Raw genomic sequence first — 17,702 nt, 5'->3', positions numbered from 1 at the left:
ATGAACCTATTTTGAATTATCAACCGTAGCAGTGAGGATATCTCCTACAACAGAAGTGATTTTGGCTTTATAAACTTTTCCAAATTCAAGCTCAGCTTCATCGTCGGTTCTATCGTTTACATATATCTCACCGTCAATATCAGGTGCCCAGATAAGCTCTTTTGCAGAGAGTAAAAACTCATGTTCATCACTCTCTCCGTCAATCACTAACTCTACTTCCTTGCCGATTTCTGCCATAAGAGATTTTTGTAAAACTTCTGCTTTTACTTCGGCTAAGATCTCTGCTCTATCATGGATAATCTCTTTATCTATTTTTTTATCTTTCATATCGTATGCGAAAGTCGTTTCTTCATCAGAGTATTCAAATATATTTATTCTATCAAAACCGAAGTTTTCTGCAAACTCTTTCATCTCTTCAAACATCTCACTTGTTTCACCGGGATGCCCTACTATAAAACTTGTGCGGATAAACGAGTTTGGAAGTGATTTCATATAATCAAGCAGTTCAATGGTCTTATCTTTTCCAAAACCACGTTTCATGATGCGAAGCATATCATCATTTATATGCTGTATCGGCATGTCAAAATAGTTATGGAAAATTTTTGACCTACCAATATTTTGAAGTAGTTTTATAGTTGTAGTCGATGGATATAGGTATAAAATTCTTGCACTTTTTACGCCCTCTATCAGCTCTATTCTTTGAATTAACAGTGAAAGCCCGTCTTGAATATTCTGATCACGCAGGTAAGATGAAGAGTCTTGAGAGATAAAAGAAAAATCATAGTATCCCTGTTTGACAAGAGACTCGACTTCTTTGGCAATAGAATCAAGTGAACGAGAGTTTAGTTTACCTTTAAATGAAGGTATGGCACAAAAACTACAAGCCTGATTACACCCTTCGGATAGCTTTATATATGCATGGTAAGTTGAACCGGTTACTACACGTTCAGCTCCGTCAATCAGATAAACTTCATCGCTGAATCTGCTCTCTTTTGCAGCTAAAAGCTCATCAATCCTCTCATAATCTCCAACTCCCGTAAATATATCGACTTCTGGCATCTCTTCTGCCAGTTCTTCACGGTAACGTTCACTTAAACATCCTGCAACAACCAAAATGCTGTCTTCTTTTCTTGCATCGTGAAGGTTTAAAATTGTATTTACGGACTCCTCTTTTGCTGCATCTATAAAGCCACAAGTATTTACTATTATTACATCTGCATCTGCATTGTCATCAGTTAAAGAAAAGTTTTTTAATCTTCCCATCATAACTTCCGTGTCAACAAGATTTTTATTACAGCCTAAAGAGACTACGTGGAGTTTATTGCCCATTATCACTACTTATAATTTTTTTGACATTATACTATAATTGCAATATGAAAATATATGACATAGTTATTTTAGGCGGCGGTGCAAGTTCCCTTATGTGTGCGGCACATTTAAACAAATCATTAAATGTTGCAATAATAGATGCAAATGATAAATTAGCCAAAAAATTGAAAATATCCGGCGGTGGAAAGTGCAATATAACCAACAAGTATGTGGATGTACGAAATTTTGACGGCGATGCAGATTTGGTTAAAAGTGTACTTGAGAGGTTTGACAGGGATGATATGTTGCAGTTCTTGAGTAATAATAAAATAGAGCTTGAACTCAGAAAAAACAGATATTATTTTTGTAAAAAGTCTTCAGACGATATTATAAATGTTCTAAAGAAAAAATCATCTTTTGCAAAGGTGCATCTAAACACTAAAGTTTTAGATGTAAAAAAGAGTGATGAAATATTTGAAATAAATACAGACAAGGGTGTTTTTAAAACCAATTCTCTTGTTGTAGCAACTGGTGGTGAGAGTTTTAAAAATATAGGTGCAAGCGATATCGGACTTCAAATAGCTAAAAGTTTTGATATAGAAGTAAAAAATTTCACTCCCGCTCTTGCAGGACTTACAGTGCAAAAAGAGCAGTTTTGGATGAAAGAGCTTAGCGGGCTTTCATGCTACGTAAATATAAAGGTAAATGACAGAGTTATAAAAGAAGAGATGCTTTTTGCCCATAAGGGAATAAGTGGACCTGCTGTCTTGTCTGCATCTTTATACTGGAGAAAAGGAGATATCTCTATAGACTTTTTACCAAATGAAAATATACCGGATTTGATTAAGGGCAGCAAAAAACTTATATCTTCCGTTATACCATTGCCTAAAAGACTATCTAAAGCCCTTTTAGAAGCAATATATGTAAAAGATACAGAGTGTAAAAAAGTAGATGCCAAAACTAAAGAAAAACTATTAAGATTGCATAACTACTCTTTCGCACCTGCAGGAAATTTTGGTTTTTCTAAAGCAGAGGTTTCCAAAGGTGGTATAATTAGTAATGAATTAAATTTTGTTACTTTTGAGTCAAAAAAAGTTAAAAAACTTTATTTTATCGGTGAAGTGGTCGATGTTACAGGCGAGCTTGGCGGATATAATTTTCAATGGGCTTTTGGCAGTGGTATGATTTGTGCTAAGAATATTAATTATAATTAGGTAGTACATTAAGTAAATTTAAAATTTAGAATATAGGAAGGTTTTATGACAGATAGATTAAAAAAATTATTAGTTGCAGTTTTATTTGCAGCCAGTGCATCTTATGCAGGTTCAAATGATTATACATATGATTCAAGCTCTTTAGTTGCTATTGAAGGCGGATTTACTTCTATGGAAGTAAAAAATCCTAGTAATCTTGTTACAAAAGATGATTTTGGAACTGTTGGATTAAAGATAGGTGCACAAACTCGTAATGTAAGAATGTTTGTATCTTTTAGAAATGGATTTATAGATGATGATAATTACAATTATGATTATTTTTATATGTATGGAGCTGAACTTCAATATTTATTTAATTTTTCAACATCTGCAAACTTTTTTATAGGTGCAAGTGCAGGACGTATAAGCTTAAGATTTGATGATGCTACCTTAAATCAACGTGATTATGCAACTAATTATACAGGTGGAGATTTAGGCTTTAATATACATATGAATGAAAATTTTGATTTTGAACTTGGCGCAAGGTTTATTAACTTATTAGATTCAGAACATACATTAAGTGGTGTTAAGTATACATTTGATGATATTACTATGGGTTATATGAGTATAATATTTAAATATCAGATGGATTAATTTTTTATGAGTGGTGCTCGATACTGGATTTGAACCAGTGACCACCACCATGTCAAGGTGGCACTCTACCACTGAGTTAACCGAGCAAAAAAGTTAGAAATAATACACAAAAATCCCTTAAAATTTACTTCTGCAAATATTTGATTTTCTTTACTTTTAATTTAGGTAAAATTAGTGATAATTTCAAATCTAAAATACCAAAAGGTAAATTATGAATGTTGCAGAATTAGAAAATATTGGTTTAAAAAATGTCGGTGAAGTCTTTCATAACCTAAGTTATGATGAACTTATCGAACATGAAGTAAACAATAAAGAGTGTGCAGTCACTAAAAAAGGTGCGACTGCTGTTGATACGGGAATCTTTACAGGACGTAGCCCAAAAGATAAATATTTTGTAGAACGTGACCCGTCTAATAAATACATAGCTTGGGGTGATGTAAACCAAAAAGTTTCTGCTGAATATTTGATGAATTATTAGAAGTAGCGCAGAAACAATTATCCGGAAAAAATTTATATGTTACTGATGTATTTTGCGGTTCATCTGCTGCATCTAAACGCTCAGTTCGTTTTATATCTGAAATCGCTTGGCAATCTCACTTTGTAAAAAATATGTTTATTCGTCCAAGTTCTGCAGAACTTGAAGTATTTAAAGAAGATTTTGTTGTTTTAAATGCATGTAAAGCGGTAAATGAGAAGTGGGAAGAACACGGAATGAATTCTGAAGTTTTTGTTCTTTTTGATGTTGAGAGAAATATGGCAATTATCGGCGGTACTTGGTACGGTGGTGAGATGAAAAAAGGAATTTTTTCTATGATGAACTACTGGTTGCCATTAGAAGGAAAACTACCGATGCACTGTTCTGCAAATGTTGGAGCTGAGGGAGATACAGCACTTTTCTTTGGTTTGAGCGGTACAGGAAAAACTACTCTTAGTACTGACCCAAAACGTGCTCTAATCGGTGATGATGAGCATGGTTGGGATAATCACGGTGTATTTAACTTTGAAGGCGGATGCTATGCTAAAGTTATTAACCTTGATGAGAAAAGTGAGCCTGAAATCTATGGAGCTATTAAAACTAACGCATTATTAGAAAACGTTGTAATGTACGGTGAAGGTGAAGTGGATTATGAAGACTCAACTAAAACTGAAAATACACGTGTATCTTACCCGATAGAACATATTGTAAATCATAAACCTGATTTAATGGCGGGGCATCCTCAAAACATTATATTTTTAACTGCGGATGCGTTTGGTGTATTGCCTCCGGTATCAAAACTAACTCGTGATCAGGCAATGTACTACTTCTTAAGCGGATATACCGCTAAAGTTGCAGGAACGGAGCGTGGTATTACTGAGCCTGTTGCAACTTTCTCCGCTTGTTTCGGGGAGGCTTTTTTACCTCTTCATCCAACTGTTTACGCAAAACTTCTTGGTGAAAAAATCGATAAACATAATGTAAACGTATATCTTGTAAACACTGGTTGGACCGGTGGTAAATACGGTGTTGGACATAGAATGAGCATCAAAGATACTCGTGCTTGTATTAATGCTATATTAGACGGAAGTATCAATGAAAGTGAATTTGATACTACTAAAACTTTCCGCCTACAAGTTCCAAAAACTTTAGGAGATATTAATCCTGATATTCTAAATCCACGTAATGCATGGGCTGATAAAGATGAGTTTGACAGAACTCGTGACGAATTAGCTGAGATGTTTGTTGAAAACTATAAACGTTACAAAGATGGGAATGAAGATTATTCCCCATATGGACCAATAATAGGTTCTTAAATTTTTAAACAGCAGCGCATTTTCTGCGTTGCTTTATCTTCACAACTACTCTATTTTTTTACTTTTTTCTTAGTAGCTTTTTCCATATACAGCCATAAAAGTCCGCCAAACGTTACAAGAAGAAGTGGTGCTATCCAAGGTTTTTCACCTATGAGTTCAGCTAGTTTTATAAGAGGTGCACCTGAATAGTAAGCACCTAGTCCAACTACTAAAGCCCAAACTCCTGCAGAGAAAAAGTTAAGTATTGCAAACTTTTTAAAATCGTATTTCGTAAGTCCTATAGCAATAGGGATAAGTGTCTTTATACCATATACAAATTTTTGAAATAAAATAATCCAAGAACCGTATTTTTTCATCAATGCATGTGAGAGTGCTAATTTACGTCTGTGTTTGCGAAGTCCATCCATCATCATAGATTTTTGGTATCTTGCCATATAAAAAAGCATAACATCTCCAAGAGCATTTGCTATAAATGCTATAAACAGCGAGGTTGTTAAATCCATTTTTCCCATATAAGAGAGTACTCCTGCGCCAAGTAGTGCTACAAAACCACCACCAAGGGAGTATAAAAAAAGCCCTATATATCCGTATGTTGCTAAATTACTAAATGTATCTTCCAAAAAAATTTCCTATAGTTTTTTAATTTTTGCTATTTCATCTCTTAAACGTGCGGCTTCTTCAAACTCAAGATTTTTAGCCGCATCTTTCATTTTAAGTGAAAGCTCTTTGATTATTGCTTTTCTCTCTGATGCCGGCATTTTATCCAGTTTTTTATTCTTTTGGTAAATGCCGCCGTGATCTTCAAGTTTTAAGCTCTCATCCAAAGCACGAATAGTAGTTTTTGGAGTTATACCGTGCTCTTTGTTAAAAGCATCTTGAATCTCACGTCTGTGTTTAGTCGTACCCATAGCTCTCTGCATAGAACCTGTTATTTTATTTGCATATAAAATTACACGACCGTTTGCATTTCTTGCACCACGACCGATAGTTTGTATAAGTGCAGTCTCACTTCTCAAAAAACCTTCTTTATCTGCATCTAGGATACCTACTAAACTAACTTCAGGTAAATCAAGCCCTTCACGAAGCAGGTTAATCCCTATCAATACATCAAATTCGCCAAGGCGAAGCGAGCGAATGATTTGATTACGCTCAATAGTATCAATATCAGAGTGCATATATTGTACTTTGATGCCCAAATCTGCAAGGTATTTTGTAAGAGCTTCTGCCATTTTTTTTGTTAAAACGGTAATGAGTACACGCTCATTTTTAGCAGTTACTTTTTTTATCTCATCGTGAATATCTTCTACTTGGTTGTCCGAACTCTTAACTTCTATGACAGGGTCAAGCAAACCTGTAGGGCGTATTATTTGTTCAGCTTTAACAGCGGAGAGTTCTAACTCTTGTTCTGCAGGTGTAGCAGAGACAAAAAGATAATGTGGGGCTTTGTTTATGTACTCGTCTATTTTTAAAGGACGGTTGTCAAGTGCTGAGGGCAGACGAAATCCATACTCTACAAGTACCTCTTTTCTAGCCCTGTCACCTGCATACATACCGCGATACTGAGGAAGTGAAACGTGAGATTCATCAACGATAACCAAATAGTCTTTATGATGCAGTTCAAAGTAGTCAAGCAAAGTATATGGAGCCTCTCCCGGCTTTTTGTTTGTTAGAAGACGTGAGTAGTTTTCAACCCCTTTACAGCTTCCCGTAGTCTCTAGCATCTCCAAGTCAAACTCTACGCGTTGTTTAAGACGTTGATATTCAACTAGTTTATTTTCTTTTTGAAAATAATCCAATCTTTCGTCTAACTCTTCCTCTATACGCTTTATCGCAATAGCCATCTTTTCAGCCCTTACGCTAAATTGGCTGGTTGCATAGATAGTAAAGCTTTTATGTTCTTCGAGTTTTTTATTATCAATAATGTCAAAGGTATAAATAGCCTCTATCTCGTCACCAAAAAACTCTATGCGGATTGCTTCTTGTTCAAAGTATGGTGGATATACGTCTAAACTCTCACCGTTTACGCGGATATGTCCGCTGTCAAAATAAGAGTCGTTTCTAGTGTAACCCATTTCGACTAAACGAAGCAGAAGTTTTTTTTGTTCTATCTCATCTCCTACTTCTAAAGCCTGAACCATGTTTTCATACTCTTCGGGGTCACCTAAACCGTAATTTGCAGATACTGATGCAACAACGATAACGTCATCATAAGATAAAAGGTTAGCAGTAGAAGATAGCCTCATACGCTCTAACTCATCGTTTATAGCAGAGTCTTTTTCAATGAACAGGTCTTGTCTAGGTATGTAAGCTTCGGGCTGATAATAATCATAATATGAGACAAAATATTCAACATGATTATGTGGAAAAAACTGACGAAACTCCGAGTAAAGCTGAGCTGCCAGAGTCTTGTTGTGAGTCATTATGATAGTAGGGCGTTGTACCTTTTCTATAACACGAGCCATAGTATGTGTTTTTCCGCTTCCGGTTACACCCTCAAGTGTCTGGTATCTGTTTCCATCGAGTATAGATTTACTAAGTTTCTCTATGGCTTGTGGTTGGTCGCCTGCTGGTTGATAAGGTGATTCTACTTTAAATAATGCTTCTTTTTTCATTGGTGAAATTATAGCTAAATTGGTATTTTCTATCTTCCGATAGCCAACATATACAAGATATTGTTTTTAGTTTCTAAAAACTCTTTTGTCTCATCATCATAGTATGCACCGATACCACTGCATCCAATACCTTGCAAATCAGATTTTATGTAAATTATCTGAGCTAAAAAACCGCTCAGTATATTAACTTTGTGATATTTTTTTACCTCATTTGATGTAAAGAAAAAAGTCACTCCGCTTTGTCCGCCTAAGTTTTGCTCCAAAGCCAAATATCTTGACTTACTTCTAAAGTCACCCTTTTTGATTAGTTCATCGTTTTTATATAAACCGCACTCCATGTTTTCTACCAGATGCAAAGTATAAAATATATCTATATTGTTTTTATTTGCAAAAGAGCAAATATATTTCATGATAAATTCAAACTCATCTCTTTTCATACTATACTGTCTAAATGCTCGTATAGAACGCCTGTTTAAAATAGCCATTTTTAGTTGTTCTTTTGGTATGTTTTCAAAAAAATCAGGCATATTAGCTGTTACATCTTCATAATTTGCCGTTTGTTTATATGCATCTTCAATAAAACTATTTGTTTCAAGATAGTCGCATCCGCTTACAAATGGTAGAGATTGTCTTAGTTTTGATACATCTTTATCTTGTGCAAATGAGCTTTTTATAGCACAGGTAAACATCTCATCATTTCTAAATCCAAATACCGAGTTCAAAGATAATTTGTCAAAATCAAAGATTACTTCATTATCTCTTTGCATAACCGATAATGCTGCATAAATTGAGCCTAATTGATGCCCTGAATCTAAGAGTATGTAACGTATGCTTCTATCTCTGTACTTCCACGAACTTCTAAAATATACGCTTGATATTAAAAAGACTAAACCTTTTTCCTGTTTTTTATTTTTAAAGTAATATTCTACACCATCCTCGTCTATCTCTTGTAAAAGTGTTAAGCTTTCACTGTATGGCTCATAGTGGTAGATGCCATCAAGTAAACCTTTTATACCCCTTATCTGTATATAAACTTCACACGGATATAAACCTCCTGCACTAGGTACACTTCTTAGATGATAAACTCCGTTTGGATACTTTTTCTCAAATGTTATACCGCCGATAAGGTTTAAGTTCTTTAACTCATCATAATTCTCTATTTTAAAACGCTGATTAAAATGTGGGTATATTTTATGGTTTTTCGGTTGTGAGAGCCAATCTAAAAAGTGTGAATTTTTTCTTACACTCATGTAAGAATGTTTTGTTTGTTGATGAAATATCGGCATCTGTTTATCCATGTATATTACTATTTTATTTTAATAATTTTACTTTTGCATACTTTGGTATCGATTAATGAAATTTATTATATTTAGTGATTTATATATATGTAATATATCTCGGATATAATATAAGCATAATAACTTAGGATTTTATATCAAGGAGGTTATTATGAAACTATCTCAAAAAACAATAGATACAGTAAAAAGAATAGCCAATCCCGTAAGTGTTAATGCTGAATCCATAGCAAAAAGAATGTATGAAATTCTTTTTGAAAAACATCCGGAAATGGAAAAGTTGTTTGATGAAGCAGGAGCTAACCATCATAAAAAGTTAGCACTTGCAGTTATAGCTTTTGTTGATTATATCGATGACTTAGACGTATTGGAAAATACACTTGAAAAAATAGCCGTAGAACACGTAAAGAAAAATATAAAACCGGAACATTATCCTTTGATTGAAAAATCTATACTAAAAGCAATCAAAGATGTCTTAGGAGATGTGGCTACAAATGAAGTAATAGATGCTTGGAGAGAAGCTTTTTCTTTTTTATCTCAAGTATTAATAGAGAAAGAGAAAAAGCTATATAAAGCTTGGTATTTATAAAAATTTATTAATATACATCATCCATATCGAAATCATTATCCGGTTCTATATTCGGTATTGAAGATAATGAATCAGGATTAATCTCCGCAGATTTTAAATCATAATCTTTTTGCATATAGAAAGTTTGCTCTTTTGCATATTTTTTTTCTTTTTCTATAGCCTTTTGGATATGCTTATCAGTTCTTTTTTCCTGTTTATTGGTATTTGAAGAAGAAAATAACACGGTATTGAATAAAATAGTAAAAATTAAAAATTTTTTCATAATATATCCTTTTTAAAAAACTTATAATTAATATAATATCAAATAATACATTAATTAGATATTTAATTTTTTATCTACTTATAACTTTGTTAAAAAAATAAAATGTGTTAAAATTGCAGTATTAAACGTGTGGATGGATATTTATGGAAAGTCAAACCAATCTTGAAAAACTAAATGTTAGAGTTTCTGAGATTCTACAACAATATCATTCTTTAAAATCTGAAAATGAGATGTTAAGAAGTGAATTGGTATCTCTCAAAGCAGAGCAAGAATTAAAAGATCAAGAGATTGAAAAACTGGTTCAGCAAAATGTGGAAAAAGATATGGAAATAGATGAAATAGCAAATAAGATAGAAAGCATTTTAGGATAATGAGTCAAAAAATAGCTTTACATATCGGCGGGCGTAGATTTGATGTGGATGTTGATGATGATTTTGCAGATTTTTTAACAAAACAAATAGCCAAAGACTTTAACGCAGACGGAAATAATGACATAAAAGTTCTACTTCAAGCATATATTAGAAAAAATTACGATTTGTATATTCAAGATAATAAAATGAAAGAAATGATTCAGGAGTGCGATAATTTATATTGATATAAGGTAAAAATGATATAATTTCGCCCTACAAATAATGAATGCGTCCATAGCTCAGCTGGATAGAGCACTGGTTTGCGGTACCAGCGGTCGGGAGTTCGAATCTCTCTGGGCGTACCATTCGACTTTAAACTTTCCAAAAAACTAAACTTTTTCTAAAACTTTATATCCAGTTTAATAATATACTTTCTTTTTATTCTTATAATTGCTAAAATTTGTTAAATATCAACAAAGGAGATTATTATGAATTTATTTTCAAAGTTAGAACTCGGAAAACTAACCCTAAAAAATAGAATTATAATGGCACCTATGACTCGATGTAGAGCAGTTGAAGATAATTGTGCAAATGATTTAATGGCAGAATATTACTCCCAAAGAGCATCAGCTGGGCTTATAATCACTGAAGCTACTCAAATCTCTAAAATGGGTATCGGTTATCTTTGTACACCGGGTATATATACCAATAAGCAGGTTGAAGCTTGGAAAAAAGTAACTAAGGCAGTTCACGCAAAAGGTAGTTTTATCTTTTTACAACTGTGGCATGTCGGAAGAGTATCTCATTCGTCTTTTTTAAACGGTAATCTTCCCGTAGCACCGTCTGCTATAAAAGTAGAAGGTGAACATTTTACACCTGAGGGGATGCAGCCCTTTGAGACGCCAAAAGAGTTGAGTACGTCAGAGATAAACGAAATAGTGTCAGATTATGCAAATGCCGCAAAAAATGCAATTGAAGCAGGTTTTGACGGAGTAGAAATTCATGGTGCAAACGGTTATTTGATAGACCAGTTTATCAAAGACGGCTCAAACAAGCGTAATGATGAGTATGGCGGGGCGATTGAAAACAGAGCCAGATTTTTATTTGAAGTTGTAGAAGCAGTGACAGATGCTATAGGAAGTGAAAAAACAGCTCTTAGACTCTCACCAAGCGGTACATTTAACTCTATGAGCGATGCAAACCCTACAGAGGATTTTACATATATATGTTCTAAGTTATCAAAGTATAATTTAGCATATTTACATGTCATAGATGCATTAGAAGGCGATGTCAGACACGGAGCAAAGGTTGTCGAGTTAAAAACTCTACGGGATGCATATGATGGGGTTTTTATTGTAAACGGTGAGTATGATAAAAAAAGAGGAAATGAAGTTATTCAAAATAAGTCTGCAGATGCCGTAGCTTACGCTTCTTTATTCTTGGCAAATCCCGATTTACCAAAAAGATTTGAGTTGGATGCATCTCTAAATACTCCTGAACAAAGTACATTTTATACACAAGATGAAAAGGGTTATACGGATTACAAAACTTTATAAAATAAGTGAAATACAATTAAGAAAAGTTTTAGCTACAAATAGTAATTTTAGGAGTATAATTTCTGTGCGAATTGGAAAGTTTTAACTTTGTACATCGATACAGCTTGGCGGTTTGTATCGATGTACTCCCATGTGTAACGAATGTGAATTGTCGTTTTGTATAGGGTTAAAGTAGGGTTTGTTTAAACCATAACGCTATCCTAACAAAACAATCTTATTTAAATATTAAGGATTGTTAATATGAAAAACTCAAAACTACTAAAAATATTTTTATTAGCTGTAATGTTATTGGTTTCACCTCTTAGTTCAAATGAAGGTGAAAAACTATCTTGTGATGCAGCTTACGATATTTGTACAGAAAAATGCGATAATGCCGAAAATCCATCAGAAGCTTGTTTTAGCAAATGTGATGAAACATATGATAAATGTCTGGTTGCCGAACAAGGCACAAAAGAAGAAGGGGAAAAGTAAAACTTTTCAAAACAACTTTCCATTCGCAACTTCGATTTAACTTTTCATTACTATATTTATAATTAATGTTATAATAATACAGATTGCATAAATTGCAATCAAATATATAAGGAGTATATTATGGCTAAACGTGGTATGTCAATATTAAAAGGTATAGAGGCACAAAAAGTTGCTGAATTGTTAAATAAAGCTTACTGTGACGAGTGGCTTGCATATTATCAGTATTTTATCGAATCAAAAGTAGTTAAAGGACTTATGAAAGATGCTGCCGTTGCAGAACTTGACCAACATGCTGCAGATGAACTGCGTCATGCCAATATGGTAGCTGACCGTATATTGCAACTTGGGGGTACTCCTATCTTGCATCCGAATGATTGGACTAAAAATTCAAACTGTGCTTATGAAGCACCTGAGAATCCCGATGTACTTTCTGTCCTTGAACAAGCTATTAAGGGTGAACAGTGTGCTATTAGTGTGTATTCTGAAATTGCAGACATCACACGTGATAAAGATATAGTAACTTATGATATTGTCTCGGAAATTTTGGCCGATGAAGTAGAACATGAAGAAGATTTGCAGGCTCTTTATGATGATATTCATGAATTTATAGACGAGATAAAGAAAAATATACACTAACTTTATAAAAGGCTTATGATGCAAGCTATAACGCCTGAAGTGTTTTTTTCAGCATTGCTCTTAACCGTACTGGCAGGTTTGTCCACAGGTATAGGGGCTGTTATAGCATTTTTCTCAAAAGATAATAACTATAAAATATTATCTGTAGGGATGGGTTTTTCTGCAGGAGTTATGATTTATATCTCTTTTGCGGAAATACTGATCAAATCACAAAGCGGTTTTGCAAAAATATACGGTGAACTTACGGGGGAAGTATTTGCCCTTATAACTTTTTTTGTCGGTATAGGAATAGCCGCTTTTATTGACTGGATGATTCCCGATGATGTAAATCCACATGAACTAAAATCGAATAAAGAACTCGGTGAATTAAAAGAAAACGATGATAGCACCATCAATAAGCAAACTCTAAAAAGAACAGGAGTATTTACCGCTATAGCTATAGGTATACACAATTTTCCCGAAGGTTTTGCTACTTTTGTCTCCGCACTTGACGGATTGGCACTCGGTATTCCCATAGCTATCGCTATAGCTATTCATAATATTCCCGAAGGGATGGCTGTATCGTTGCCTATTTACCATGCGACGGGAGATAAAAAGAAAGCTTTTTACTATGCTTTTGGAAGCGGAATAGCCGAACCTATAGGTGCATTGATAGGTTTTTTTATTTTGCTGCCGCTAATGGGAGACCTTACACTTGGACTTACTTTTGGATTGGTAGCAGGCATAATGATATATATTAGTTTTGATGAGCTTCTCCCTGCCGCCCGTATATATGGAAATTCCCATACTACAATTATTGGAATTGTATTGGGTATGGGAGTGATGGCATTTAGTCTGCTGTTTTTTAAAATAATTAATTAATTCTTATTAAATTCATGTTTAATATGTATATATCAAAAGTCGAAATTAAACCAAAGTTAAATTAAATTACAATATATTACTAAAGTTTTATCCATAGATAAGAAAATAAAAAAGGTATGTTTTGTCATTAAATGTTTGTAATACTTTTGTAAATATAAACTTTCAACCTTCCAATTATAATGTTTTAATAATAGAAGACTCTAAAGTAACCAATACAATGATAACTATGGAGATGTCATTAAGAGGATTTAATTGTTTTAATGCATATAGTTTAAATGAAGCTAGAGAAATTTTAAAAAAAGAAAAAATCCATTATATATTGCTTGATATTAATTTGCCTGACGGTAACGGTTATGAGTTAATAAACGAGCTTAAAAACTCTGATGAAAGAATATTTGTTTTAACGGGGGAGGAAGATCCTAAATTTAGGGAACAAACTTATCAAAAAGGTGTAATTGACTTTATTGTAAAAGATCTTAATTTTGCACATAAAATTCCTCAGGTTATAATGAATATCGAACAACTTGAAAAAAATAAGCAAAGTACCGTATTGATTGTTTCTGAGTCTAAAGATGTAAAGACTTATCTTGGCAAATTGTTAAAAAATCGATTTTACAATATTATTACTACCGAAAATGAAGAAAACGTTGTTGAATTAGTTCAAAAGCATTTAGTAGATTTAATAATATTTGACCAAACAACAGAAAGTATAGATGCTATAGAGTTTATGCAAAACCACAGTTATATATCTACTAAAAATAAAATATCCGTTATTTTACTTTCCGACAGTTTTGAAGCTTCAACGATTAGAGACGGAATGAAAAGCGGAATAGTAGAGTTTATAACTCAACCTATAGTCGCAGAAGAGTTAGTATTAAAAGTTGATTTGTGGATAGATTATAAAAGAAAAAATGATGAGTTGTTATGTTCGGTTAGACTTTTACAAGAGTACAAAGATACTGTAGATGAAAGTTCAATCGTTTCAAAAACAGACCGTTTTGGTATTATCACGTATGTAAATAAGTCATTTTGTGAAATTTCAGGATATTCAGAAGATGAACTTATAGGAAAAAATCACAATATTCTAAGACATCCTGAGATGCCAAAAGAAACTTTTAAAGATATGTGGCATACTATCAAAAAGTTAAAAAAATCGTGGCGAGGAAAAGTTAAAAATAGAAAAAAAGACGGAGGTTTTTACTGGGTAGATGCTCTAATAAAACCTATAATAAATGCAGACGGTGAAATAGAAGAATATATTGCACTAAGACATGATATTACGGAAGAAGAAGAAGTAAAAAAATATTTTAAAGACAAACTAAAAGGTTCTCAGTTAGATTTGGCACATTCTATAAAGTTGTCTCAAGAATACGAAAATGCTACAGATAAATTTACTGCGATTCTAAAAACGGATACAGACAATATTATAACTTATGCGAATGATAATTTTTGTAAACTCAGCGGATATTCCCTAAATGAGCTAATAGGTATAAACTGTCAATCATTAAGAGATGAAAAACATATAAAAGAAGGTGATTGCAAAAAACTTCAAGAAATATTGGCAAAAGGAAAACATAAAGCTATTTTGTTTACAAATATAGCTAAAGACGGCTCAGCTTATTACCTTGATACCATAGTTTACCCCATAAAGAATGCAGAAGGTATTATTAAAGAGCATTTACATTTGATGCATGATATAACCGAACTGACAAATATGCATAAAGAGATAGAAGATACACAAAAAGAGATTGTATATAAGATGGGTGAAATAGGTGAGAGTAGAAGTCAAGAAACAGGTTATCATGTTAAAAGAGTGGCAGAGTATTCAAAACTTTTAGCTAGTTTATATGGTTTAAGTGATGAAGAAGCTGAAACTATTTTTATAGTTAGTCCTATGCATGATATAGGGAAGGTAGCCATATCGGATGCAATTTTAAAAAAACCCGGAAAGTTAACCGAAGAAGAATTTGATATTATGAAGTCACATTCTGAAATAGGGTATAGCGTCTTAAAAGTGTCTGAGAGGAAACTATTAAATGCTGCGGCAGTTGTTGCACATGAACATCATGAAAAATGGGATGGAGGCGGTTATCCAAGAGGTTTAAAAGGCGAAGATATACATATATTCGGTCGTATTACAGCTATAGCTGACGTATTTGACGCATTAGGAAGCGACAGAGTATATAAAAAAGCATGGGATGATGAAAAAATATTTAATCTTTTTAAAGAACAAAGCGGTAAACATTTTGATCCAGTATTAGTAAAATTATTTTTAGAAAACAAAGAAAAATTTATAGATATTAGAAATAAATATAAAGAGTCTATTTAATATTATCAAAAAACCAGTAAAAGCCCATCATTAACCCGGGAGTTTTTTGGTAATTTTTATCAAACATAAAATCTTTTGCATCTTTTAGAGGTATATAAAGTACTTCAATGTCCTCTTCTATTAAACCTCCGCCGTCATTGACTATCATACTATCGTCACACTCGGCATAGTAAAGTGTTTGTTTCGCTCCGCTTATACCTACGCTTGTATAAAAAGAGGTTACTTTTTTGATTGAGTTTACGTCTATATCGTAACCGCATTCTTCAAAAACTTCCTCTTTCGCAATTTGCACTTTTGGTTTGTCTTTATCAACAAGTCCCGCACAAAGCTCATACATCTCACCGTTTGTTTTGTTTGAATTTAATACAGGGATACGCATCTGTTTTACAATAATAAAGGCATCCCTATCTTTATTATATAGTATTATAGATACACTGTCATGGCTTAAGACTGCTTCCCAAATCTTTTTTTTACCCTTATACGTATAGTCTATTTTCATAGGTTTAATATAACTTGGATCTTCAAGAGGGCTGATTTTATCTATAGTTGTAAATTTATTCACAAACTGTTTTCTCCCCGTAGAAGTAACAAACACTATCGGGTTTTGGCTCTTTGATATAGTTTGTAAAGTTTTCTAAATGTATATCTATACTTTTGTTGTAGTTATTTTTAAGTTCTACAAATTCTTTTTTTGCCTTACCTTTTAGTTTTTTTGTAGTTACCTGAACGACACGCAGAGGGTTTATGGCACGACCGTGTTTATAAAGACCAAAGTGCAGATGCGGACCGGTTGATAGACCTGTACTGCCCACATAACCTATGGTATGTCCTTTTTTTACGTATTTCCCTTTTTTGATACCGCGTCTAAAAGATTTTAAATGTGCATAAAGCGTTACGTATCCATCGGAGTGCCTTATTTTAATCAAGTTTCCGTAACCGCGTGTACGACCTTTAAAAATTACTCTGCCGCTACCTGCTGCAACAATAGGAGTACCGCGACGTGCCGCATAATCTACACCAAGGTGTGCACGATATTTTTTTAAGATAGGGTGGAAACGTCTTTTTGTAAAGTATGAAGAGATTCTAGCGTGTTTTACGGGGCGTGCAAGTAAAAATCCTTCAACTTCGTGACCCTCTTTATTGTAGTATCTGTCATCTTTAGAATTATGATAAATATAATGTTTTTTACCACGCATCTCTATCATGGCAGCTTTTAAAATAGGCATGGAAAAAGGGTTTCCAAGACGATATTTTTGGTCATACATCATGATTAGAGTATCGCCTTTGCGAAGGTCGCGTTTAAAATTAAGCGAGTATCTGTAGTTTGCTACAAAAATTTGTGCGAGTTTTTTACTACCTGTTTCTCTAATGATATCGAGGTATGGCGAGTGTGTTATTTTTAAAACAAATGCTTCACGTCTTGTCTCACTAATAATCGGTATTATTTCAAAATGATACTTGCCTTTGTGTTTATAAAGATGTATCTGAAGTTCGTCATTCATAGGTATAAGAGTTTGAAGCACCTCACCCTCTTGTGATACTAGGTTTTGACAGTTTGTACCGGCACGTACCTCTTCTAAAAGTTTTTGATCGTCCTTATCAAGCTCGTAATAAAGCTCTTCAACCGGAAGTTTATGTTGTTCAAGAAACATAAGATAAGATATGCCGTCAGGCCATCTAAAAGAATCTACGCGTGAACCAAAAAGAGAAGTTATAAATAATAAAAAAAGTATAAAAACACGAAACAAATACTAAACCTATAAAAATTATTTTTGTAACCTTATCAAAAATTAGC

At 33.4% G+C, this 17,702-nt stretch carries 17 protein-coding genes, 2 tRNA genes and 1 pseudogene; 12 read left to right on the top strand and 8 right to left on the bottom strand.

The features are described from left to right. Positions 1 to 6: 6 nt before the first annotated feature. Entirely contained in the window at positions 7 to 1,329 is a 1,323-nt protein-coding gene (gene rimO, locus FJR48_RS09550) for a 30S ribosomal protein S12 methylthiotransferase RimO (RefSeq protein WP_152307903.1), read from the bottom strand. Between the two features lie 44 nt (positions 1,330 to 1,373). Between rimO and FJR48_RS09545 the strand changes: the two genes are divergently transcribed. Next, entirely contained in the window at positions 1,374 to 2,522 is a 1,149-nt protein-coding gene (locus FJR48_RS09545) for a BaiN/RdsA family NAD(P)/FAD-dependent oxidoreductase (RefSeq protein ID WP_152307902.1), read from the top strand. Positions 2,523 to 2,567: 45 nt separating this feature from the next. Beyond that, entirely contained in the window at positions 2,568 to 3,155 is a 588-nt protein-coding gene (locus tag FJR48_RS09540; RefSeq protein ID WP_152307901.1) for an outer membrane beta-barrel protein, read from the top strand. An 11-nt stretch (positions 3,156 to 3,166) separates the two neighbouring features. Here FJR48_RS09540 and FJR48_RS09535 read toward each other — a convergent pair. After that, positions 3,167 to 3,241 (bottom strand) — tRNA-Val (locus tag FJR48_RS09535). Between the two features lie 125 nt (positions 3,242 to 3,366). Between FJR48_RS09535 and pckA the strand changes: the two are divergent. Then, positions 3,367 to 4,946 (top strand): annotated as a pseudogene (pckA, locus tag FJR48_RS09530) (phosphoenolpyruvate carboxykinase (ATP)). A gap of 50 nt (positions 4,947 to 4,996) precedes the next feature. Here the strand turns inward: pckA and FJR48_RS09525 are convergent. From FJR48_RS09525 to FJR48_RS09515, 3 genes are read right to left on the bottom strand one after another with little or no spacing between them, the layout of a single operon-like run. Then, entirely contained in the window at positions 4,997 to 5,566 is a 570-nt protein-coding gene (locus FJR48_RS09525; protein WP_152307900.1) for a DedA family protein, read from the bottom strand. Positions 5,567 to 5,575: 9 nt separating this feature from the next. Beyond that, a complete protein-coding gene (uvrB, locus tag FJR48_RS09520; protein WP_152307899.1) occupies positions 5,576 to 7,558 on the bottom strand; it encodes an excinuclease ABC subunit UvrB in 1,983 nt (660 codons plus the stop codon). A gap of 29 nt (positions 7,559 to 7,587) precedes the next feature. Next, positions 7,588 to 8,844, bottom strand: coding sequence for a SagB family peptide dehydrogenase (locus FJR48_RS09515; RefSeq protein ID WP_188108572.1), 1,257 nt, complete (start codon positions 8,842 to 8,844; stop codon positions 7,588 to 7,590). A 163-nt stretch (positions 8,845 to 9,007) separates the two neighbouring features. Here FJR48_RS09515 and FJR48_RS09510 point away from each other — a divergent pair, with 163 nt between their 5' ends. Next, a complete protein-coding gene (locus FJR48_RS09510; protein WP_152307897.1) occupies positions 9,008 to 9,442 on the top strand; it encodes a globin domain-containing protein in 435 nt (144 codons plus the stop codon). Positions 9,443 to 9,449: 7 nt separating this feature from the next. Here the strand turns inward: FJR48_RS09510 and FJR48_RS09505 are convergent, their stop codons facing one another. After that, positions 9,450 to 9,704 carry a hypothetical protein gene (locus FJR48_RS09505; protein ID WP_241856055.1) on the bottom strand — a complete coding sequence of 85 codons (255 nt, stop codon included), beginning with the start codon at positions 9,702 to 9,704 and terminating at the stop codon, positions 9,450 to 9,452. Between the two features lie 143 nt (positions 9,705 to 9,847). Here FJR48_RS09505 and FJR48_RS09500 point away from each other — a divergent pair, with 143 nt between their 5' ends. The 8 genes from FJR48_RS09500 (at position 9,848) to FJR48_RS09465 (ending at position 15,907) form a co-directional block, all read left to right on the top strand. Then, a complete protein-coding gene (locus FJR48_RS09500; protein WP_152307895.1) occupies positions 9,848 to 10,075 on the top strand; it encodes a hypothetical protein in 228 nt (75 codons plus the stop codon). Further along, the gene (locus FJR48_RS09495; protein WP_152307894.1) at positions 10,075 to 10,299 is read left to right on the top strand and encodes a hypothetical protein; all 225 of its coding nucleotides are present in this window, start codon (positions 10,075 to 10,077) and stop codon (positions 10,297 to 10,299) included. Before FJR48_RS09500 ends, FJR48_RS09495 begins: the two co-directional genes overlap by 1 nt. A 43-nt stretch (positions 10,300 to 10,342) precedes the next feature. Beyond that, a tRNA-Arg gene (locus tag FJR48_RS09490) sits at positions 10,343 to 10,419 on the top strand. A 123-nt stretch (positions 10,420 to 10,542) separates the two neighbouring features. After that, complete coding sequence (locus FJR48_RS09485) at positions 10,543 to 11,610, top strand: alkene reductase (RefSeq protein ID WP_152307893.1); 1,068 nt, start codon at positions 10,543 to 10,545, stop codon at positions 11,608 to 11,610. A 240-nt stretch (positions 11,611 to 11,850) separates the two neighbouring features. Then, entirely contained in the window at positions 11,851 to 12,081 is a 231-nt protein-coding gene (locus FJR48_RS09480; protein WP_152307892.1) for a hypothetical protein, read from the top strand. A 120-nt stretch (positions 12,082 to 12,201) separates the two neighbouring features. Further along, positions 12,202 to 12,717 (top strand): ferritin-like domain-containing protein, encoded by a 516-nt coding sequence (locus tag FJR48_RS09475; RefSeq protein ID WP_152307891.1) that lies wholly within the window; start codon positions 12,202 to 12,204, stop codon positions 12,715 to 12,717. An 18-nt stretch (positions 12,718 to 12,735) separates the two neighbouring features. Beyond that, complete coding sequence (gene zupT / locus FJR48_RS09470) at positions 12,736 to 13,578, top strand: zinc transporter ZupT (RefSeq protein WP_152307890.1); 843 nt, start codon at positions 12,736 to 12,738, stop codon at positions 13,576 to 13,578. 121 nt (positions 13,579 to 13,699) lie between these two features. Then, on the top strand, positions 13,700 to 15,907 hold the full coding sequence (locus tag FJR48_RS09465) for a PAS domain S-box protein (RefSeq protein ID WP_241856054.1): 2,208 nt from the start codon (positions 13,700 to 13,702) through the stop codon (positions 15,905 to 15,907). Here the strand turns inward: FJR48_RS09465 and FJR48_RS09460 are convergent. Together FJR48_RS09460 and FJR48_RS09455 are read right to left on the bottom strand one after the other, a co-directional pair. Further along, on the bottom strand, positions 15,900 to 16,469 hold the full coding sequence (locus tag FJR48_RS09460; protein WP_347402062.1) for an NUDIX domain-containing protein: 570 nt from the start codon (positions 16,467 to 16,469) through the stop codon (positions 15,900 to 15,902). The genes FJR48_RS09465 and FJR48_RS09460 overlap by 8 nt on opposite strands. Continuing rightward, entirely contained in the window at positions 16,462 to 17,655 is a 1,194-nt protein-coding gene (locus FJR48_RS09455; protein ID WP_152307889.1) for a peptidoglycan DD-metalloendopeptidase family protein, read from the bottom strand. Before FJR48_RS09455 ends, FJR48_RS09460 begins: the two co-directional genes overlap by 8 nt. Between the last annotated feature and the right edge of the window lie 47 nt (positions 17,656 to 17,702).

The organism is Sulfurimonas lithotrophica (assembly GCF_009258225.1).
Classification (GTDB): Bacteria; Campylobacterota; Campylobacteria; order Campylobacterales; family Sulfurimonadaceae; genus Sulfurimonas; species Sulfurimonas lithotrophica.
The sequence above is the reverse complement of the archived record's forward strand: the minus strand, read 5'-3'. Positions and strand labels throughout refer to the sequence as shown.